This window comes from Mycobacterium sp. NGS29, from assembly GCF_059812965.1.
Genome location: NZ_JCALDR010000002.1, coordinates 68,172 through 86,973, shown reverse-complemented (window position 1 = coordinate 86,973; position 18,802 = coordinate 68,172). Strand labels below are relative to the sequence as shown.

The window sequence follows — 18,802 nt, the reverse complement described above, 5'->3', positions numbered from 1 at the left end:
TGCCTTACAACGCTTTCCGGATAAGTTCTGCGACGGCCCGCATCCCGGCACCGTTCGGGTGCAGCGGTGCGGGCCGACCGGGTAGCGGCACACCGGGTTTGGTAGTCCAGGGCCGCTGGGACCACGCGTGATGATCGCGGCTGGCCGCCGCGGCCGGCACCACGGCACAGTCCGTCACTGCGGCGGCTTCGGCCGTCAGCTTTTCCAGGGCAGTGGCCAGATGCCGGCCCAGTTCCACATGTTCGCCGGACAGCGGTGGCGCGGGCACACCCGCCGGTGGCAGCACCGTCAGGTAGTCGACAAAGAAGATCTGCGCCCGCGGCGCGCGCTCGCGCAACGAATGTCCCACTGCGCAAAGCGAATCGAACACCTCGGACAGGGCGCGATCGCGCGTCTGCCGATCCAGCAGACCCGCGGTGCGTCCGCCCAGCAGCGGCAGGTGCCGCACCACTGACGGCAGCGACGCGGCCATCAGCGCCGGGACATAGCCGACGTCGTTGCCGCCGATGGTCACCGTCACCAATGTCTCGGACCCGTCCAGTGCGGTCACCTGCGGCGGTGCGCCGTATTGACGTTCAGACAGCACGTGCGCCGTGGTGGCGCCGGAGAAGGTGACGTCGGTCAGATCCAGGCCGGCTTGTGCGGCGAGCAGGTGCGCGTAGTTGCGCGCCGATCGTCCCGCTCGCCACGGCGCACCCGCCGCGCGCGGCCGTATCCCGGGGCCGGCGGCCATCGAACTGCCCAGTGCCACATATCGTTTCATCGGGTGGGGCTGGACGCCTGAGCCCAGAAGCGCTTCGGGATGCGACCGGCCCGCCGGGCCAGATAACCCGCGTTGACGGCGGCCGCCATGGCCGCGGCCATCATCGGCGGATCGGCCGCGCGGGTGACCGCGGTGGCCAACAGGACCGCGGCACAACCCAATTCCATCGCCAGGGCCGCATCGCTGGCCGTGCCGATCCCCGCGTCCAGCACCACCGGGACACCGGCGCGGGCAACGATCATCTCGATGTTGTGCGGGTTGGTGATGCCCAGCCCGGTGCCGATCGGCGAACCCAGCGGCATCACCGCCGCGCATCCGGTGTCTTCCAGGCGTCGGGCCAGCGCCGGATCGTCGTTGGTGTAGGGCAGCACCACGAAGCCGTCGTCCACCAATTGTTCTGCTGCCCGGATCAGTTCGACGGCATCCGGCAGCAGGGTGCGCTCGTCGGCGATCACTTCGAGCTTCACCCAGTTGGTGTTGAGCGCTTCCCGGGCGAGCTGCGCGGTGAGCACCGCCTCGGCGGCGCTGCGACACCCGGCCGTGTTCGGCAGCGGTGTGATGCCCAGCCGGTTGAGCAGGTCGAGCAGGCCGGTGCCGCCCTCGGCGTCCACCCGGCGGATCGCGACGGTGGTCAGCTCGGTGCCCGAAGCGGTGAGCGCCTCCTCCAGCACAGCGAGGTTGCCCGCTCCCCCGGTGCCCATGATGAGCCGCGAGGAGAAACTGCGGTCCGCGATCGTCAGCTTGTCAACCACCCTGCACCGCCGTCACCACCTCGATACGCGCACCGTCGGACAACGTTGTCGCCCAATTGGACCGCGGCAGCAACGAAGAATCCAGCGCCACCGCCACCCCCCGGTCCGGGAAACCCATCGACCTCAGCAGCGCGGCCACGGTGGTCTGCTCACCGACCTCGACCTGTCGTTCGTTGACCATCACGATCATCAGTGCGCTCCCACCGGAATCAGTTGTGACACAATATGTTCGGCTGTCCACGGGGCTAACAGGAACCCGGACCGGCCGTGGCCGGTGGCGACCAGGGTCCGCTCGTCCAGTCGTCGCACAATGGGCAGGTTGTCCGGCGTCATCGGCCGCAGGCCGGCCGCGCACTCGGCCAACTCGTATTCGCCCAGCGCCGGCAACACCGCGCACGCGTCGTCGAGCAGGTCACGCACCCCCGAGACCACCGGGGCGGTGTCGCGGCCGTGCTCGTACTGGGTGGCGCCGACGACGACGCCGTCCGGGCGCGGCACCAGGTACACCTGCCTGCCGTGCACTCGGGCCCGAATCACCCGCTCCGGCAACGGCATACATCCCTTGCGCCAGCGCAACCGCAGCACCTCGCCCTTGACCGGCCGCACCGGCAACCCGGGCCACAATCCGGGAGCGTCGATGCCGTTGGCGATCACCACCGTTTCGCCGGCTGCGCCGGCCAGGTCGGTGACCGGTCCCGCCCAGTGAATTCCGAGCCGCGTACAGTCCCGGGCCAGGGCGTCGAGCACCGCGCGGTTGTCCACCGCCAGCTCGGTCGGCGCCCGGAAGCCGTGCCGGATGCCCTGCGCCAGCTGCGGTTCCACCTCCCGGGCGGCCGACTCCCAGACCACCGGGTGACCCTGCTGCGACAACCAGTCCGCCACCGTCCGCAGATCAGCGACGTCGGCCCGGTCGACCGCCACCACCAGAGACTCGCGGGCGGTCACCAGCTGCGGTTCCAGACCGTCCAGAAACCCGCCGTCGCGCCACAGCCGCAGCGACTCCAAGCCCAACCGCAGCAGCCGCTCCTCACCGGGCCAGCCTTCGCTGTGCGGGGCCAACATGCCGCCGGCCACCCAGGAGGCGCCGCCGTCGTCGCGGCGGTGCACGGTGACCGAGAGCCCGGCCTGAGCGGCCCGCCGCGCCACCGACAACCCGATGATCCCGCCGCCCACCACCGCGAGCGCGTCCGACATTCCTGCTCCCTTCGCCGGCATGACCCGGATCAGGTGTGACGGTAAGGGCAGGTCCATATCGGCTGTGCCCACTCTCAGCCCCGCCGGTAACCCGGGACTCCCGTGTGTTCTCCGTGTCCACGCTAGCGCGCTAACGTCGCGGTGTGCATCAGCCCCGACTCGCGACAGCACGGTTGTACCTGTGCACCGACGCCCGGCGCGAGCGCGGCGACCTCGCCGAGTTCGCCGACGCCGCGCTGGCCGGCGGGGTGGACATCATCCAGTTGCGGGACAAGGGGTCGCCCGGTGAGCAGCGATTCGGTCCGCTGGAAGCGCGCGACGAGCTGGCCGCCTGCGAGATCCTCGCCGAGGCTGCCCACCGGCGCGGTGCCCTGTTCGCCGTCAACGACCGCGCCGACATCGCCCGCGCCGCCGGTGCTGACGTGCTGCACCTGGGCCAACGCGACCTGCCCCTGCCTATCGCGCGCGAGATTGCCGGGCCGGACCCGCTGCTCGGGCTGTCCAGCCACTCAGCCGCCGAAGCCGAAGCGGCCGCGGCCGGGCCGGCCGACTACTTCTGCGTCGGTCCCTGCTGGCCCACACCGACCAAGCCGGGCCGATCGGCGCCGGGTCTGGACCTGGTGCGTTTCACCGCCGCGCTGGCTACCGACAAGCCCTGGTTCGCCATCGGAGGCGTCGACGTGCAGCGGTTGCCTGAGGTGCTCGAGGCCGGGGCACGCCGGATCGTGGTGGTGCGCGCCATCACCGCCGCCGAGGATCCGACAGCCGCAGCGCAAGCGCTCAGCTCGGCGCTTGCAGCGGCAGCGTAGCCAGGACGCCGCGCAGATATTGCCAGCTGGCGGCGAACCCCGGGTGTAGCGGCAGGCTGGCAACCTCGTCCTCGCCGACCCAGCGCATCTCCGCGGTTTCGTGGTTGGCCACGGTCTCCAGCATTTCCTCGGCGTCGGCGACCACGGTCGTGTAGGTCCACTCGGTATCGAGTGGCTCAGCCGTGATCCGCGTTGTACGCACAATCACCCGCCGCGTGTCCAGACCCGCCTCCTCGTACGCCTCACGCAGCGCCGCCTGCTCCGGGGTCTCGTGACTGTCCAGGGCACCGCCGGGCAACCCCCAGGTCCCGCCCTGATGACTCCATACCGCGCGATGTTGCAGCAGCACCGCGGGGGCGCCGTCGTGCCGGGGCGCCCGCAGCAGCAGCCCGGCCGCACCGAATCTGCCCCAGTAGTGCCTGCCACCCTCGGATATCACCCATCCGTCACCGTCGCCCCGCACCGATTCAGGATAGGCAGGCGGCAATTCGTGCCGCCTCCCCACATCCTCGCCGAGATGCTCATAAACTCGACGCATACGGGTTGGTGAGATGGCCGAAAGATGAGGGCTGAGCAGAAGTGACGGTTGAGCTGGCGCATCCGTCGACCGAGCCACTGGGATCGCGCTCCCCCGCCGAACCCGCACATCCCCGCTGGTGGTTCGTGTCCACCACCCCCGGCCGCATCCTGACCATCGGCATCGTGTTGGCCGCCCTGGGGGTGGCCAGCGCGTTCGCCACTTCCACCACGATCAACCACCGCCAGCAGGTGCTGACCACGGTGCTCGAGCACACCGAGCCGCTGTCGTTCGCGGCCGGCCGGCTGTACACCACGCTGTCGGTGGCCGACGCGGCGGCGGCCACGGCGTTCATCGGGCAGACCGAACCGCGGGCTGTGCGGTTGCGGTACGAGCAGGCCATCACCGACGCCGCGGTCGCGGTGACCCGGGCCTCGAGCGGTCTGACCGACCAATCGCTGGTGCAGCTGCTCGGCCGGCTCAACGCCGAACTGGCCGTCTATACCGGGCTCATCGAGATCGCCCGCACCAACAACCGGGCCGGCAACCCGGTCGGCTCGTCGTACCTGTCGGAGGCGTCCGGGCTGATGCAGTCACGGATCCTCCCCGACGCGCAGCGGCTCTACCAGGCGACCTCGAACCGGGTGGACAGCGAGACCACCGCCTCGACGCAGATCCCGGCCCCGGTCATCCTGGTCGTGGCCACCACCGTGGTGTTCGGCGCGTTCTCCCATCGCTGGCTGGCGCGGCGCACCCGGCGGCGGGTAAACCCGGGCCTGGTCGTCGGCGCGCTCGGTATTCTCGTCATGGTGGTGTGGGTGGGGACCGCGTTGGCTATTTCCACGACGGCGAGTCGTAGCGCGAAGGACACTGCCGCCGAGTCGCTCAAGACGGTGACCAACCTGGCGATCACCGCCCAGCAGGCACGGGCCGACGAGACGTTGTCGCTGATCCGCCGCGGTGACGAGGAGGTCCGCAAACAGGCCTTCTACCAGCGCATCGACGCCATGCATCACCAGCTCGACGCGTACATGGCCCGCAACGACGCCGTCGACAAGCCCGATCTGCAGGGTGCCGATCAACTGCTGGTGCGCTGGCAGCAGGCCAACGACCGGATCAACGCCTACATCGCGGTAGGCAACTACCGGGCCGCCACCCAGGTGGCGTTGGGCAAGGGCGAGGACGACTCGACCCCGGCCTTCGACAAGCTCGACGAGGCACTCACCAAGGCCATCGAGCAGAGTCGCAATCATTTGCGCACCGACGTGCTCAATGCCTACCGGGGACTGGCCGGGGCGCAGATCGGCGCGGTGGTGCTCAGCCTGAGCGCCGCCGTCGCGGTCGCGCTGGGGCTGTGGCCGCGGCTGAAAGAGTATCGGTGATGAGGCGCCGGGGCCGGATCCGACGAGTTGCCGGGCTGGTTGCGCTCACGGTCGGCCTGGCCGGTTGCGGTCACTCCGAACCACTGAAGGTCGACGCGGCGCCGACCCTGCCACTGCCGACGCCGGTGGGCATGCAGGAGCTGCCGATGGAGGCTCCGCTGCCGCCGGACAGCACCAGCCAGGACTGCAACCCCACCGCCAGCTTGCGGCCATTTCCCAACCGCGCCGACGCCGACGCCGCGGTGGCCGGCATCCGTGCCCGCGGCCGGCTGATCGTCGGCCTGGACATCGGCAGCAATCTGTTCAGCTTCCGCGACCCGATCAGCGGCGATATCACCGGATTCGACGTCGACATCGCCGGCGAGGTGGCGCGCGACATCTTCGGCAGCCCCAACCACGTCGAGTACCGGATCCTGTCGGCCGACGAACGCATCACCGCGTTGCAACGCTCGCAGGTCGACATCGTCGTCAAGACCATGACCATCACGTGCGAGCGGCGCAAGCTGGTCAACTTCTCCACCGTGTACCTCGACGCCAGCCAGCGCATCCTGGCGCCGCGGGACTCGCCGATCGCCAAGGTGGCCGACCTGTCCGGCAAGCGGGTCTGCGTGGCCCGCGGCACCACCTCGCTGCGCCGGATCCGCGAGATCGCGCCGCCCCCGGTGATCGTCTCGGTGGTGAACTGGGCCGACTGCCTGGTGGCGATGCAGCAACGCCAGATCGACGCGGTGTCCACCGACGACTCGATCCTGGCAGGTCTGGTCGGCGAAGACCCCTACCTGCACATCGTCGGGCCGAACATGGCCACCCAGCCGTACGGCATCGGGATCAACCTGGACAACACCGGCCTGGTCCGGTTCGTCAACGGCACCCTCGAGCGCATCCGCGGCGACGGCACCTGGAACACGTTGTACCGCAAGTGGTTGACCGACCTGGGTCCCGCCCCGCTGCCGCCCCAGCCGAAGTACGTGGACTGATGAGCAAGCAGGCATCCCAGGACCAGCAGGATGAGCTGGAGGGCACCGAACCGGCCCCCCAGCAGGAAGATGCGCAGACCGGCGCGACCGCGACGACCGGCCGCCCGCAAGCCACCCAGGCGCTGTTCCGGCCGGATTTCGACGACGACGATGACGATCTCGACAGCGACGACATCGCCTTTTCGCTGGGCTCCATAGACACCCAGCCGCAGGACCGGATCGCCGGGACGACGCGGTCGGTGCCGGCGATCCGGCAACTCGGCGGCGGGTTGGTGGAGATCCCGCGGGTGCCCGACATCGACCCGCTCAAGGCGTTGATGAAGAACCCCGTCGTCCCGGAAAGCAAGCGGTTCTGCTGGAACTGTGGCCGTCCGGTCGGCCGGTCCGGTTCGGAAGGCAAGGGCGGGGAAGGACCCAAGGAGGGTTGGTGCCCGTACTGTGGTAGCCCGTACTCCTTTGTGCCGCAACTGAATCCGGGCGATATCGTGGCCGGGCAGTACGAGGTGAAAGGTTGCATCGCGCACGGCGGGCTGGGCTGGGTCTACCTGGCGGTGGACCACAACGTCAACGACCGCCCGGTGGTGCTCAAGGGCCTGGTGCATTCCGGCGACGCGGAGGCACAGGCCATCGCCATGGCCGAGCGACAGTTCCTGGCCGAGGTCGTGCACCCGTCGATCGTGCAGATCTTCAACTTCGTCGAGCACAACGACAAGCACGGCGACCCGGTCGGCTACATCGTCATGGAGTACATCGGCGGCCAGTCGCTCAAGCGCAGCCGCAAGAACGGGAAGACGGAGAAGCTGCCGGTCGCCGAGGCGATCGCCTACATCCTGGAAATCCTGCCCGCGATGAGCTACCTGCATTCGATCGGCCTGGTCTACAACGACCTCAAGCCGGAGAACATCATGCTCACCGAGGAGCAGCTCAAGCTGATCGACCTCGGCGCGGTGTCGCGGATCAACTCGTTCGGCTACCTCTACGGCACCCCCGGCTTCCAGGCCCCCGAGATCGTGCGGACCGGGCCGACCATCGCCACCGACATCTACACCGTGGGCCGCACGCTGGCCGCATTGACGCTGAACCTGCGCACCCGCAACGGCCGCTACGTGGACGGCCTGCCCGACGACGACCCGGTACTTGCCGAGTACGACTCGTTCGGCCGGTTGTTGCGCCGCGCCATCGACCCGGATCCCCGGCGGCGATTCGCCAGCGCCGAGGAGATGTCCGCGCAGCTGATGGGGGTGTTGCGGGAGGTGGTCGCGGCCGACACCGGGGTGCCGCGACCCGGCCTGTCCACCATCTTCAGCCCGAGCCGCTCCACCTTCGGGGTGGACCTGCTGGTCGCCCACACCGACGTTTACCTGGACGGACAGGTGCATTCGGAGAAGCTGACCGCCAAGGAGATCGTCACCGCGTTGTCGGTCCCCCTGGTCGATCCGGCTGACGTGGCCGCACCGGTGCTGCAGGCCACCGTCTTGTCCCAGCCGGTGCAGACGCTGGATTCGCTGCGGGCGGCGCGCCACGGTTCGCTGGACGCCGACGGCGCCGACGTCTCGGAGTCGGTGGAACTGCCGCTGATGGAAGTCCGGGCCCTGCTGGACCTCGGCGATGTCAGCAAAGCCACGCGCAAGCTCAACGACCTCGCCGCGCGGGTCGGCTGGCGGTGGCGGCTGGTCTGGTACCGGGCCGTGTCCGAGCTGCTCACCGGCGACTATGACTCGGCCATCAAGGACTTCACCGACGTGCTGGACACCTTCCCGGGCGAGCTGGCCCCCAAGCTGGCGCTGGCCGCCACCGCTGAACTGGCCGGCAAACCGGACGAGCAGAAGTTCTACCGGACGGTGTGGAACACCAACGACGGCGTGATCTCGGCCGCTTTCGGATTGGCGAGATCGCTGTCCGCGCAAGGTGATCGGAGTGGGGCGGTGCAGACGCTCGATGAAGTACCGCCCACCTCGCGGCACTTCACCACCGCGCGGCTGACCAGCGCGGTGACGCTGCTGTCCGGGCGGTCGCAGAACGAGATCACCGAGGAGCAGATCCGCGATGCGGCGCGCCGGGTGGAGGCGCTGCCGGCCACCGAACCCCGCGTGTTGCAGATCCGCGCGCTGGTGCTCGGCGGCGCAATGGACTGGCTGCAGGACAACGAGGCGAGCACCAACCACATCCTGGGTTTTCCGTTCACCGACCACGGCCTGCGGTTGGGTGTCGAGGCGTCGCTGCGCAACCTCGCCCGCGTCGCGCCCACCCAGCGGCACCGGTACACGCTGGTGGATATGGCCAACAAGGTGCGGCCCATCAGTACTTTCTGAAGCCCGGGCGCCGAGCGTGAACCCTGGGCGCCGGGTGTGAACCCTGGGCGCCGGGTGTGAACCCTGGGCGGGAATTCGCCCCCCGGAATCCCGCCCTCCGCTCACATTCAAAACCACTGTTGCACAATGGACGCCACCAGCTCACACCCAACGCTGCAGCTCCGAATCCGGCGCAGGCCACCCGCGCTCTACCATCGCCACCCGCACTCGCCGAGTAATGCTCGCCGGGCGGTCCTCGGCGACTACCCGCACCATCAGCCAACCCTGCTGCTGAACGTCCTCCAGTCGGTGGATGTCGTAGACGTAGCGCCCCCGCACGGTCTGATGGTGCATGCCCTCGTATTCGACGCCGACCTTGAACTCCTCCCACCCGACGTCGATGTGAGCGAACGGAATCCCGTTGGCGCCCAATACGGGTATCTGGGTCTGCGGCCGGGGAAACCCGGCTTCGATCAGCAGCATCCGTAGATAGCTCTCCCTGGGCGACTGCGCACCCGCGTCGACGAGTTCGAGCGCCGTCTCCAACCGTCGCAGCCCCGGCGACCCGGGGTGCCGTTGCGCGATGTCCAGGACATCGTCGACCGTGAAAAACGTCGCGGCAGCCAGTGCGTCCAACCGCGCGACCGCCGAATGCAGGGCGCCACCCCGACCGATGTCGAAGGCGGTGCGCGCCGCGGTGGTGACGAAGCGGCCGTCGATCAGCTGCACCTCACCCTCCAGCAGCCGGCACCGCCGAGTCACGACACCGCGCGGTGGCCGGGAGTTGTTGCAGACCAGTTCGATTGGCACGGCACGCGGAACCCACCTGGCACCGTGCAACCCTGCCGCGGCCGCACCCGCGATGACGGCGGTACCTTTCGCCCATAGCCAGGCCGCCGCAATGCGCTGCTCAAACGAAGGTTCGCCGGCCGCAGGCAGATAGATTCCGGGCAGCACCGCCCGGTATCGCGTGCGCAATTGATGACGGTTCAACACTCCGCGCTGCAGCGCGTCGCTGCCGACGAATGGTTCCTGCACGCCGCGAAGAATCGCACGACCGGCGCATCCCCCGAATACGTTGATCCACAGCGGCTCCGCAGGCGGGCACCGCCCACGTCTATCCGTTCAGCAGGCCGATGCAGTCTCGCGCAATCGCCAACTCCTCGTCGGTCGGCACCACCAGCACCGCGATCCGCGAACCGTCGGCGGAGATCCGCCGCGCGCCGCTCCCGGTCGTGTTGCGCTCGTCGTCCAGCTCGATCCCCAACTCGCCGAGTCCGGCCAGCGCGTCCCGGCGCACCACCGCGTCGTGCTCGCCGATCCCGGCGGTGAAGCTGATGACATCGCAGTGCCCGAGCACCGCCAGATAGGCACCGATGTATTTGCGCAGCCGGTGGATGAACACGTCGTAGGCCAATTTTGCTGCGGCATCGCCGGATTCGATCATGGACCGCAGCCGGCGGAAGTCGCGTTCGCCCGCCAGACCCTGCACCCCGGACTGCTTGTTCAGCATGGTTTCGATCTCCTCGACACCGAGGTCCGCCGCGCGCCACAGATAGCTGAACACGCCCGGATCGATATCACCGCTGCGGGTGCCCATCACCAGGCCCTCCAGCGGGGTCAGGCCCATCGATGTCTCGACCGGCCGGCCGCCCACCACCGCCGAAGCGGACGCGCCGTTACCCAGATGCAGCACGATCTGGTTCACCTCGGACCACGGCCGGCCCAGGAACTCAGCGGCCTGCCGGCTGACGAATTCGTGTGAGGTGCCGTGGAATCCGTACCGGCGGATCTGCCACCTCTCGGCCAGCTCGCGGTCGATCGCATAGGTCTGCGCCGCCGCGGGCAGTTCGTGGAAGAAGGCGGTGTCAAACACGGCGACGTGCGGCACGTCCGGTAACAGTTTGCGGGCCACCCCGATACCCGCCAGCGCGGGCGGGTTGTGCAGCGGAGCCAGCGGCGAAAGTTTCTTCAGCTCCGCGATCACCTGGTCGTCGAGCCGCGTCGGCTCGTGAAACCGGTTGCCGCCGTGCACAACCCGATGACCGACCGCGACCAGCCCACAGTCGTGCAGGTCGATTCCGTCGTCGTCCAGCATGTCGAAGGCACGACGCAGCGCAGCTTCGTGGTCGGGGACTTCGGCGGATTTCTCCCCGATCTGTTCGACGACGCCGGCGGCCCGGGACGCCCCGGAGTCGGGATCGACGAGCTGGAACTTCAGCGAGGAGGATCCGGAGTTGATCACCAACACCGACCGGTCACTCATCGCTGCCCCTGCCCCTGAATCGCCGTGATTGCCACGGTGTTGACGATGTCTTCGACCAGCGCACCCCGGGACAGGTCGTTGACCGGCTTGCGCAGGCCCTGCAGCACCGGGCCGATCGCGATGGCGCCCGCGGAGCGCTGAACCGCCTTGTAGGTGTTGTTGCCGGTGTTGAGGTCCGGGAAGATCAGCACCGTGGCGCGACCGGCCACCGGCGAGTCGCGCATCTTGGTCGCCGCGACCGACGGGTCCACCGCGGCGTCGTATTGGATCGGGCCCTCGACCAACAGCTCCGGTTCTCGGGAGCGCACCAATTCCGTTGCGGCCCTAACTTTTTCCACGTCTGCGCCGGAGCCGGAGTCACCGGTGGAGTAGGACAGCATGGCCACCCGCGGGTCGATGCCGAACTGGGCGGCGGTGCGCGCCGAGCTGATGGCGATGTCGGCCAGCTGCTCGGGTGTCGGGTTGGGGACGATCGCGCAGTCTCCGTAGGCCAGCACCTTGTCCGGCAGACACATCAGGAAGATGCTGGACACGGTCGACACGTCCGGCACCGTGCGGATGATCTCCAGCGCCGGACGGACGGTGTGCGCCGTCGTGTGCACCGCGCCGGACACCATGCCGTCGACCATGTCGTGATACACCAGCATGGTGCCGAAATACGTTGCGTCATTCATGATTTCGCGTGCCTGCTCCAGGGTGACGCCCTTGGCCTCGCGCAACTCGGCGTACTTCTCGGCGAACTGCTCGTGCAGGTCGCTGGTGCGTGGGTCGATCACCTGCGCATCGTCGAGGCTGACGCCGAGTTCGGCGGCGCGCCCCCGGACCTGCCCCTCGTCGCCCAGGATCGTCAGCTCGGCGACCGAGCGCTGCAGCAGGCGTCCCGCAGAGCGCAGGATCCGGTCGTCCTCGCCCTCGGGCAGCACGATGCGCTTGCGGTCGGCTCGGGCCCGCTCCTGCAACTGGTGGGTGAACATCTGCGGCGTGGTGACCGTCGGGATGGGCAGGGCGAGTTGCTCGAGCAGATCGGTGACGTCGACGTGGCGGTGCACCATCGCCAGCGCGGTGTCGATCTTGCGCTGCGAGGCGACGGTGACCCGCCCGCGTGCCGAACCCGCCGCGCTGGCGGTGTCGTACGTGCCCAGCTTGGTGGCGATGATCGGCAGTCGCAGCTTCAGGCCGGCCACCAGCGCCGCGATCGAGGGGTGCAGGTCGAAGCCACCGTTGAGCACGATGCACGACAACGACGGAAAGCCTTCGGCCGCATGGGCACTCGCAACGGCGAGCACCACGTCCGAGCGGTCACCGGGGGTGATGACCGCCATGCCGTCGCGCAGCCGCTCCAGCACGTGGTCTGCCGTCATTCCGGCCACCATCACCCCGGTCACCTCGCGCTGGGCCAGCTGTTCGTCGCCGCGCACCGGCGTCCCGCGCACGGCGGTGGTGAGCTCGGCCACCGTCGGCGCGGCCAGCAGCGGCTCCTCGGGCAGCACGTAGCTGCGCGGGGTGAACCGCCGCAGCGCGTCCGACACCGCCGCCAGCTCGGCCGGATCGCAGCGGTTGGCCACCACCGCCGCGGTGTGCGCGCGCTGCGCGTACAGCTCGGCCAGACACACCTCGACGACGGCGGCGATCTCGGCAGGTGTGCGCCCCTTGCCGCGTACCGCAAGCAACACCGGGGCACCGAGATTCACGGCGATGCGCGCGTTGACGGAAAGCTCGGCCGGACTCGCCACGTCGGAGTAGTCGCTGCCCACGATCACCACGACGTCGCATTTCGCGGCCATCGCGTGGTAGGTGTCGACGATGGTGGCGATGGCGGCGTCGCCGTCCTCATGCAGCTGCTGGTAGGTGACGCCGGCGCATTGTTCGTACGGCAGTCCCGCACTGCTGTGCGCCAGCAACAGCTCCAGGATGTAGTCCCGGCCGGCCTCGGCGCGCGTGATCGGCCGGAACACACCAACTTTGGCGACGGTGGCCGCCAACCGGTGAATCAGTCCGAGCGCGATCGTCGACTTACCGGTCTCCGACTCGGGCGCCGCGATGTAGATCGCCCTCGACGCGGTGTCAGCCAAGTTTGCGCAGCCTGGGCGCGAGGTCCTTGTCGAACAGCTCCAGGAAGCGGCGCTGGTCGTGACCGGGAGCGTGGAAAACCAGGTGATTGAGACCCCAGTCCACGTAGTCCTTGACCTTGGCGACGGCCTCGTCGGGGTCCGAGGCCACGATCCAACGCTTGGCGATCTGCTCGATCGGCAGTGCGTCGGCGGCCTTCTCCATCTCGATCGGGTCGTCGATGCTGTGCTTCTGCTCGGCGGACAACGACAGCGGCGCCCAGAAGCGGGTGTTCTCGCGGGCCAACTCCGGGTCGGTGTCGTAGGAGATCTTGATCTCGATCATCTTGTCGATGTCGTCGAGGTTGCGGTCGTTGATCTGCGCGCCTTCTTTGACGGCCGGGATCAGCTTCTCGGTGTAGAGCTCCTCGCCTTTTCCGGAGGTGCAGATGAAACCGTCGCCGGCGCGTCCGGCGTACTTGGCCACCGCGGGGCCGCCGGCGGCGATGTACACCGGGACGCCGCCCTCGGGTACATCGTAGATCGAGGCGCCTTTGGTGCGGTAGTACTCGCCGTCGAAGTCGACGCGATCCCCGCGCCACAACTCGCGCATCAGCCGCACCGATTCCCGCAGCCGCGCGAACCGCTCTTTGAACTCCGGCCAGTCGCCCTCGTACCCGGTGGCGATCTCGTTGAGCGCTTCCCCGGTGCCGAGGCCGAGGAACACGCGGCCGGGGTATAGGCACGCCATGGTCGCGAACGCCTGCGCGATGACGGCCGGGTTATACCGGAAGGTGGGGGTGAGCACCGAGGTGCCCAACTGCAGCCGCTCGGTGCGCTCGCCGACGGCGGTCATCCAGGCCAGCGAGAACGGGGCGTGCCCGCCCTTGTGCCGCCACGGCTGGAAATGGTCGCTGACGGTGGCGCTGTCCATGCCGTGCGCCTCGGCGAGAACGGCGAGTTCGACGAGCTCTCGGGGTGCGAATTGTTCGGCGGACGCCTTGTATCCGAGTTTCAGTTCAGCCACTAGTTCTTTCTACTCCTGACGGTCGCGACCCGCTGCGCCCGGCATCGCCGGGCTTGCGATCGCTCCTAGACTCACGACCATGACGGAGCTGGTGCAGATCACCGACAAGGTCCACCTCGCCCAGGGTCCCGCGGTCAACTGGACGCTGGTCGCCGACGACACCGGCGTCATGTTGATCGATGCCGGTTACCCCGCCGACCGGGCGGAGGTGCTGGCCTCGCTGCGCAGGCTGGGCTACGAACCCGCCGACCTGCGCGCAATCCTGCTCACCCACGCCCACATCGACCATCTGGGCAGCGCGATCTGGTTCGCGCGCGAGCACGGCACCCCGGTGTACTGCCATGCCGACGAGGTCGGTCACGCGAAGCGCGAATACCTGGAGCAGGTGTCGATACCCGCGCTGGCTTTACGGTTGTGGCGGCCCCGCTGGGCGGTGTGGACCGCGCATGTGGTGCGCAGCGGTGGCCTGATTCGTGCGGGCATCCCGACTGCCAGGCCGCTGACGGCCGACATCGCCGCCGGGCTGCCGGGTCGCCCGGCAGCGGTCTTCAGTCCCGGCCACACGAACGGCCACTGCTCGTATCTGGTCGACGGCGTCCTGGCCAGTGGTGACGCGCTGGTCACCGGGCATCCGCTGCTCCCGCACGACGGCCCCCAGTTGTTGCCGGCGATCTTCAGCTACAGCCAGCAGGAGTGCATCCGCACCCTGTCCGCGCTGGCCCGGGTGGAGTCCGAGCTGCTCGCCCCCGGTCATGGCCCGCTGTGGCGCGGCCCGATCCGCGAGGCGACCGATGCCGCGCTGCGCAAAGCGGGCTAATCGGCCAGCTGCTCGCGCAGCGTCACGCCGGTGTATTCGGTGCGGTAGGCGCCGCGCTCCTGCAGTAGCGGCACCACCCGGTCGACGAACTCGTCGAGGCCGTGCGGGGTGAGGTGCGGCACCAGGATGAATCCGTCGCAGGCGTCGGCCTGCACGTAGCGGTCGATCTCGTCGGCGATATGCGTTGCGGTGCCGACGAATTGCTCACGGCTGGTCACCGCGATGATCAGTTCGCGGATCGACAGGCCGTCGGCAGCGGCCCGCTCCCGCCAGCGACGTGCCACCGCGACCGGGTCGCCGTGCCGGACGCGCCCCTGGGAGATGTCGCTGTCGACGACGGGATCGACGTCGGGCAGCGGACCGTCCGGGTCGTAGTCGGAGAGTTCGCGGCCCCACACCTGCTCCAGCATCGCGATTGCGGTGGCGCCGCTGACCTGTTGGTGGCGGATGTGGTGAGCCTTATCGCGGGCGTCGTCGTCGGAGTCACCGAGCACGAACGTCGCGGCCGGAAAAACCTTGAGCTCGTTCGGGTTTCGGCCTTGCTTGCGGACCCGGTCTTTGACGTCGGCGTAGTAGCGCCGGCCGTCGTCCAGGGAGCCGTGCAGGGTGAACAGTGCGTCGGCATGGCGGGCACCGAAGTTGCGGCCTTCGTCGGAGTCGCCGGCCTGCAGCAGCACCGGATGCCCCTGCGGGCCGGCGGGCAGTGTCGCGAACCCCGTTACGTCGAAGTGGGACCCGGTGAATTCGACGCTGTGGATTTTGTCCGGATCGACGTAGGCGCCGTCGCGGCGCACCACCGCATCCGGGGCCCAGCTGTCCCAGAATTTGCGGGCCACGGTGACGAATTCCTCCGCCCGAGCGTAGCGCTCGGAGTGCGCCAGGAAACCACCGCGGCGAAAGTTGGCCCCGGTGAACGCATCTGAGGAAGTCACGATGTTCCAGCCGGCCCGTCCCCCGGACAGGTGATCCAGGGTGGCGAATTGCCTTGCCACTTCGAATGGTTCGTTGAAGGTGGTGTTGATGGTTCCGGTCAGGCCGATTCGTTCGGTGACACCGGCCAGTGCCGCCAGCAGGGTGAACGTGTCCGGCCGGCCGACCACGTCCAGGTCGTAGATCTGCCCGCGATGTTCGCGCAACCGCAACCCTTCGGCCAGGAAGAAGAAGTCGAACAGACCGCGTTCGGCGGTGCGGGCCAGGTGCACGAACGAGTCGAAGTCGATCTGGCTTCCGGACGCGGGATCGCTCCACACGGTGGTGTTGTTGACGCCGGGAAAATGCGCGGCCAGATGAATGGGCTTGCGACTCATGGCGTCAGCCCCCAGCGTCGGGCGATCAGTTCGTGGGACCGCAACCGGTCTTCGTGCCGGTGGGTGACCGAGGTGACGACGAGTTCGTCGGCGCCGGTCACCCGCTGCAGGGCCGCCAGGCGTTCGGCGACCTCGTCTGGGTTGCCGACGAATTGTGTTGCGAGCCGATCCTTAACCAGGTCGAACTGCGCTGCGGTGAGCGTTGGCAGGTGGTCCGATTCCGGGTAGGGCATGGCGCCCACCCCGGTGCGGATGGAGTACACCCAATGCCCGTAGCCGGCCGCCAGCCGCTGCGCGGTCTCGGTGTCGTCGGCAACCACGATGTCGGCCGAGACCACCACATACGGCTTGTCCAGTGCCGCCGACGGCACGAACGTTTCGCGGTAAGCCTCGATGGCCTCCAGCGCGGTGGCCGGCGTGATGTGGTAGCTGGCGACGAACGGCAATCCCAACGCGCCGGCGACGCGCGCGCTCTGCCCCCGGGTGCTGCCGAAGACCCACGGCCGCAGGCCGCTGCCCTCGCCGGGCACCGCGTGCACGTCGAACCCGCCGGCGCGGTAGCTTCCGTCCAGCAGCGCGAGAATGTCGTGCATCTGTTCGGCGAAGTCCGGCGAAATCGCTTCGGGTTGCTGCAGGATCGCCATGGTGGCCTGCAGCCGGTCGACATCGAGCAGTCCGCGCAGATCGAACGGGGTAGGGATCACGACGCCGTCAGCCTCATGCCAGACGCGCGGGGGCCGCGGCTGCCGGGGGCGCTTCGGTTTGCCTTCGTCGGAGCGACGTTGCCCGGACCGGCCGACGCCGAGATCGATGCGACCCGGGTAGAACGCATCGAGCATGCCGAAGTTCTCGACGACCGCGACCGCGGTGGTGTAGCCCAGCTGGACGGCCGCCGCGCCCACCCGAATCGTGTTGGTGGCAGCGGCAATCTGGCCGATCAGCACCGCCGGCGACGAACTGGCGACGCTGACGAAATGATGCTCGGCGACCCAGTAGCGGCGAAAGCCCCACCGCTCGGCCCGCTGCGCCAGGTCGATGGTGTTGCGCAGCGCGGTGGCTGCATCGCTGCCGGCGCTGATCGGCGCCAGGTCCAGGATCGAGAGCGGAATCATGTTGTCAGACCGATCCTTTCGCGCAGGGATTCGCCGTCGCGGTAGTGGGTGCGGAACCGGTCCGCCCGCTGCAGCAGCGGCACCACCTCGTCGACGATCACCGCCAGGTCGGTGGCATGCACCGCCGGGCGCAGTCGCACGCCGTCGAAACCCAGGCGCTGCCAGCCGAGCAACATGTCCACCAGTTCGGCCGGAGTGCCCGACCAGACCCAGGTGTCCGAGCGGAAATCGTTCTGGCCGTGAAACGAAACCACAATGTCGGCAAAGACTTTCAGGTGTGCACCGATGCCACGCACCTCATCGTGCAGGGCGCCCGCGGCGGCGTCGTCGCTGGGCGTGACGAACACGACATCTGCGGTAGCGGCCGCGAACTCATAGACGGGGGTCGCGTGGGCCAGCACGGCCACCACCGGCTGTCCCTGCGGCGGGCGCGGTGTGATCGAGGGCCCCTTGACCGAGAAGTACTTGCCGGTGAAGTCGATGTAGTGCAACTTGTCCCGGTCGATGAAACGACCGGTGGCCACGTCGCGGATCACCGCGTCGTCCTCCCAGCTGTCCCACAACCGGCGCACCACTTCGACGTAGTCGCGCGCCTCTTGGAACAGCTCATCGGGGTTGATGCTGCGTCGGCCGAACAGTGCCGCCTCGTGCGCGGTGCCGCTGACCCGCGGTTGCCAGCCCGCCCGCCCGCGGGACACAAAATCAAGGGTGGCAATGGCTTTGGAGATGTGGAACGGCTCGGTGTGGGTGACCGTGGCGACCGGGATCAGGCCGATGTGTCGGGTGGCCGGGGCGATCCGGGCGGCGGTCAGCACCGCGTCACCGCGTCCGGTCAGCCGGTCGGGATGGATACGGGAGCTGCGCCCGATCTGCGGCATCAGTGTGTCGTCGATGGTGAGGAAATCGAGCAAGCCGCGTTCGGCGGTGACAGCGAGATCGGCCCAGTAGCCACCGCTAAGCACCGAACGCGATTCGGCGACCAGCGCCCACGCCTGCGGGTGCCAGCCATACCCGTCGAGCGCAACCCCCAGGTGCAGGGTCACTGCAACGCCTTCAAGAAGGCGATCGGGAGTACCGGCCCGCGCGTCGGCAGCGGCTCGGACAGCTGGGTGTAGCCCAGCGAGCGGTACAACTGCACGGCCTCTGGCTGACGGTCGCCGGTGACCAGATACACGCGGCGGTAACCGCTGGCCGCGATGTCGGCCTCCAGCGCAGCCACCAGCGCGGCCGCATACCCTCGGCGGCGGTGGTCGCGGTGCGTCCAGACCCGTTTGATCTCGGCGGTCTGATCGTCGTAACGACAGAACGCGCCCCCGGTCACCGACCGGCCGTCCACCAGGCCGACGAGCATGCCGCCGTGCGGGGCGGCGAACTCCCCGGCCGGCCCGTCGACCAGCCAGTTCCGGATCAGCGGGCGTTCCATCCCGTACCGAACCGAGTACTCGTCGGCCAACTCCTCCAGCAGCGGCTGCGCGTGCGGATCGTCGAGCGTGACCGGCACGAAGCGCAGCCCGGGGCGGGTTGAGGGGGTGGGCATCAC

Annotated in this window: 17 protein-coding genes and 1 pseudogene; 5 read left to right on the top strand and 13 right to left on the bottom strand. The window is 68.8% G+C overall.

All coding sequences use genetic code 11. From position 1 onward, the window contains the following. Positions 1-4: 4 nt before the first annotated feature. The 4 genes from AC5Y5Z_RS02745 to thiO are packed head-to-tail and all read right to left on the bottom strand — an operon-like array spanning position 5 to position 2,709. Entirely contained in the window at positions 5-763 is a 759-nt protein-coding gene (locus AC5Y5Z_RS02745) for an SGNH/GDSL hydrolase family protein (RefSeq protein WP_499923239.1), read from the bottom strand. Further along, positions 760-1,464 (bottom strand): thiazole synthase, encoded by a 705-nt coding sequence (locus AC5Y5Z_RS02740; RefSeq protein ID WP_463825965.1) that lies wholly within the window; start codon positions 1,462-1,464, stop codon positions 760-762. The genes AC5Y5Z_RS02745 and AC5Y5Z_RS02740 overlap by 4 nt, the downstream gene beginning before the upstream one ends. 43 nt (positions 1,465-1,507) lie before the next feature. After that, positions 1,508-1,705 (bottom strand): sulfur carrier protein ThiS, encoded by a 198-nt coding sequence (thiS, locus tag AC5Y5Z_RS02735; RefSeq protein ID WP_499923237.1) that lies wholly within the window; start codon positions 1,703-1,705, stop codon positions 1,508-1,510. After that, the gene (gene thiO, locus AC5Y5Z_RS02730) at positions 1,705-2,709 is read right to left on the bottom strand and encodes a glycine oxidase ThiO (protein ID WP_463825561.1); all 1,005 of its coding nucleotides are present in this window, start codon (positions 2,707-2,709) and stop codon (positions 1,705-1,707) included. Before thiO ends, thiS begins: the two co-directional genes overlap by 1 nt. Before the next feature lie 143 nt (positions 2,710-2,852). Between thiO and thiE the strand changes: the two genes are divergently transcribed. Next, complete coding sequence (gene thiE, locus AC5Y5Z_RS02725; protein WP_499923235.1) at positions 2,853-3,518, top strand: thiamine phosphate synthase; 666 nt, start codon at positions 2,853-2,855, stop codon at positions 3,516-3,518. Here thiE and AC5Y5Z_RS02720 read toward each other — a convergent pair. After that, a pseudogene (locus AC5Y5Z_RS02720) lies at positions 3,505-3,981 on the bottom strand (NUDIX hydrolase); the annotation flags it as partial. The gene thiE and the pseudogene AC5Y5Z_RS02720 overlap by 14 nt on opposite strands. A 116-nt stretch (positions 3,982-4,097) precedes the next feature. Here AC5Y5Z_RS02720 and glnX point away from each other — a divergent pair. The 3 genes from glnX to AC5Y5Z_RS02705 are packed head-to-tail and all read left to right on the top strand — an operon-like array spanning position 4,098 to position 8,706. Beyond that, positions 4,098-5,417: a protein kinase G-activating protein GlnX gene (glnX, locus tag AC5Y5Z_RS02715; RefSeq protein WP_463825558.1), complete on the top strand. Its 1,320-nt coding sequence runs from the start codon at positions 4,098-4,100 to the stop codon at positions 5,415-5,417. After that, positions 5,417-6,394 carry a glutamate ABC transporter substrate-binding protein gene (locus AC5Y5Z_RS02710; protein ID WP_463825557.1) on the top strand — a complete coding sequence of 326 codons (978 nt, stop codon included), beginning with the start codon at positions 5,417-5,419 and terminating at the stop codon, positions 6,392-6,394. The genes glnX and AC5Y5Z_RS02710 overlap by 1 nt, the downstream gene beginning before the upstream one ends. Further along, positions 6,394-8,706: a serine/threonine-protein kinase PknG gene (locus AC5Y5Z_RS02705; RefSeq protein ID WP_463825555.1), complete on the top strand. Its 2,313-nt coding sequence runs from the start codon at positions 6,394-6,396 to the stop codon at positions 8,704-8,706. Before AC5Y5Z_RS02710 ends, AC5Y5Z_RS02705 begins: the two co-directional genes overlap by 1 nt. A 141-nt stretch (positions 8,707-8,847) precedes the next feature. Here AC5Y5Z_RS02705 and AC5Y5Z_RS02700 read toward each other — a convergent pair whose 3' ends face one another. The 4 genes from AC5Y5Z_RS02700 to fgd form a co-directional block, all read right to left on the bottom strand. After that, positions 8,848-9,723, bottom strand: coding sequence for a putative endonuclease domain-containing protein (locus AC5Y5Z_RS02700; RefSeq protein ID WP_499923234.1), 876 nt, complete (start codon positions 9,721-9,723; stop codon positions 8,848-8,850). A 79-nt stretch (positions 9,724-9,802) separates the two neighbouring features. Continuing rightward, complete coding sequence (locus AC5Y5Z_RS02695; RefSeq protein ID WP_499923233.1) at positions 9,803-10,951, bottom strand: acetate kinase; 1,149 nt, start codon at positions 10,949-10,951, stop codon at positions 9,803-9,805. Beyond that, the gene (gene pta, locus AC5Y5Z_RS02690) at positions 10,948-13,023 is read right to left on the bottom strand and encodes a phosphate acetyltransferase (RefSeq protein WP_499923232.1); all 2,076 of its coding nucleotides are present in this window, start codon (positions 13,021-13,023) and stop codon (positions 10,948-10,950) included. Before pta ends, AC5Y5Z_RS02695 begins: the two co-directional genes overlap by 4 nt. Then, the gene (gene fgd, locus AC5Y5Z_RS02685; protein ID WP_499923230.1) at positions 13,016-14,026 is read right to left on the bottom strand and encodes a glucose-6-phosphate dehydrogenase (coenzyme-F420); all 1,011 of its coding nucleotides are present in this window, start codon (positions 14,024-14,026) and stop codon (positions 13,016-13,018) included. The genes pta and fgd overlap by 8 nt, the downstream gene beginning before the upstream one ends. 79 nt (positions 14,027-14,105) lie before the next feature. Here fgd and AC5Y5Z_RS02680 point away from each other — a divergent pair, with 79 nt between their 5' ends. Then, positions 14,106-14,843 carry an MBL fold metallo-hydrolase gene (locus tag AC5Y5Z_RS02680; RefSeq protein WP_473139456.1) on the top strand — a complete coding sequence of 246 codons (738 nt, stop codon included), beginning with the start codon at positions 14,106-14,108 and terminating at the stop codon, positions 14,841-14,843. On the opposite strand, the gene AC5Y5Z_RS02675 is transcribed toward AC5Y5Z_RS02680, so the two are convergent. From AC5Y5Z_RS02675 to AC5Y5Z_RS02660, 4 genes are read right to left on the bottom strand one after another with little or no spacing between them, the layout of a single operon-like run. Then, positions 14,840-16,150 (bottom strand): NtaA/DmoA family FMN-dependent monooxygenase, encoded by a 1,311-nt coding sequence (locus AC5Y5Z_RS02675; RefSeq protein ID WP_499923228.1) that lies wholly within the window; start codon positions 16,148-16,150, stop codon positions 14,840-14,842. The two genes, AC5Y5Z_RS02680 and AC5Y5Z_RS02675, sit on opposite strands and share 4 nt — an antisense overlap. Further along, positions 16,147-17,262 carry an LLM class flavin-dependent oxidoreductase gene (locus tag AC5Y5Z_RS02670; RefSeq protein ID WP_499923226.1) on the bottom strand — a complete coding sequence of 372 codons (1,116 nt, stop codon included), beginning with the start codon at positions 17,260-17,262 and terminating at the stop codon, positions 16,147-16,149. Before AC5Y5Z_RS02670 ends, AC5Y5Z_RS02675 begins: the two co-directional genes overlap by 4 nt. Next, positions 17,259-18,305 carry an LLM class flavin-dependent oxidoreductase gene (locus tag AC5Y5Z_RS02665; RefSeq protein ID WP_499923225.1) on the bottom strand — a complete coding sequence of 349 codons (1,047 nt, stop codon included), beginning with the start codon at positions 18,303-18,305 and terminating at the stop codon, positions 17,259-17,261. Before AC5Y5Z_RS02665 ends, AC5Y5Z_RS02670 begins: the two co-directional genes overlap by 4 nt. After that, positions 18,302-18,799: a GNAT family N-acetyltransferase gene (locus AC5Y5Z_RS02660; protein WP_499923224.1), complete on the bottom strand. Its 498-nt coding sequence runs from the start codon at positions 18,797-18,799 to the stop codon at positions 18,302-18,304. Before AC5Y5Z_RS02660 ends, AC5Y5Z_RS02665 begins: the two co-directional genes overlap by 4 nt. Between the last annotated feature and the right edge of the window lie 3 nt (positions 18,800-18,802).

Coding starts and splice junctions, on each gene's coding strand:
- AC5Y5Z_RS02705 (WP_463825555.1), top strand. CDS start 6,394: ATGAGCAAGCAGGCATCCCAGGACCAGCAGGATGAGCTGGAGGGCACC.
- AC5Y5Z_RS02745 (WP_499923239.1), bottom strand. CDS start 763: ATGAAACGATATGTGGCACTGGGCAGTTCGATGGCCGCCGGCCCCGGG.
- AC5Y5Z_RS02695 (WP_499923233.1), bottom strand. CDS start 10,951: ATGAGTGACCGGTCGGTGTTGGTGATCAACTCCGGATCCTCCTCGCTG.
- AC5Y5Z_RS02670 (WP_499923226.1), bottom strand. CDS start 17,262: ATGATTCCGCTCTCGATCCTGGACCTGGCGCCGATCAGCGCCGGCAGC.
- thiS (WP_499923237.1), bottom strand. CDS start 1,705: ATGATCGTGATGGTCAACGAACGACAGGTCGAGGTCGGTGAGCAGACC.
- AC5Y5Z_RS02660 (WP_499923224.1), bottom strand. CDS start 18,799: ATGCCCACCCCCTCAACCCGCCCCGGGCTGCGCTTCGTGCCGGTCACG.
- AC5Y5Z_RS02680 (WP_473139456.1), top strand. CDS start 14,106: ATGACGGAGCTGGTGCAGATCACCGACAAGGTCCACCTCGCCCAGGGT.
- AC5Y5Z_RS02740 (WP_463825965.1), bottom strand. CDS start 1,464: ATGGGCACCGGGGGAGCGGGCAACCTCGCTGTGCTGGAGGAGGCGCTC.
- AC5Y5Z_RS02675 (WP_499923228.1), bottom strand. CDS start 16,150: ATGAGTCGCAAGCCCATTCATCTGGCCGCGCATTTTCCCGGCGTCAAC.
- thiO (WP_463825561.1), bottom strand. CDS start 2,709: ATGTCGGACGCGCTCGCGGTGGTGGGCGGCGGGATCATCGGGTTGTCG.
- AC5Y5Z_RS02710 (WP_463825557.1), top strand. CDS start 5,417: ATGAGGCGCCGGGGCCGGATCCGACGAGTTGCCGGGCTGGTTGCGCTC.